The organism is Rhodosalinus sp. FB01 (genome assembly GCF_041365715.1).
Classification (GTDB): domain Bacteria; phylum Pseudomonadota; class Alphaproteobacteria; order Rhodobacterales; family Rhodobacteraceae; genus Rhodosalinus.
Map to the genome: position 1 here is coordinate 1 of NZ_JBGFSH010000119.1, position 320 is coordinate 320.

A 320-nucleotide genomic window follows, 5' to 3' on the forward strand; every position below is an offset into this window, starting at 1 on the left:
GAGGCGCTCGGCGGTCTCGCGGATGCGCTCCTTCATCCGCGCCTTGCGCGCCTGCCACGCGCCGCCGCCGAGCTTGTCGAGCAGGCCCTCCTCGTGGCCGTAGCGCGTCAGCAGCTCGATGTTCTCGACCGGCAGGTAGAGCTTCGCGCCCTCGGCGTATTCGAGCACGAGGCACTCGTGCGCCGCGCCCGCCGCGGTGACCACCTCGAGGCCCTTGTAGCGCCCGATCCCGTGCTCGACGTGGACCACCAGATCGCCGGCCGAGAGCGATTGAGCCTCAGTCAGGAAGTTCTCGGCCCGCCGGCGTTTCTTTGCGCCGC

Annotated in this window: 1 protein-coding gene; it reads right to left on the reverse strand. The window is 70.6% G+C overall.

What is annotated here, in order from left to right:
* The coding region (locus AB6A65_RS16860; protein ID WP_371039528.1) for a CarD family transcriptional regulator at window positions 1-320 on the reverse strand (320 nt) is incomplete at both ends.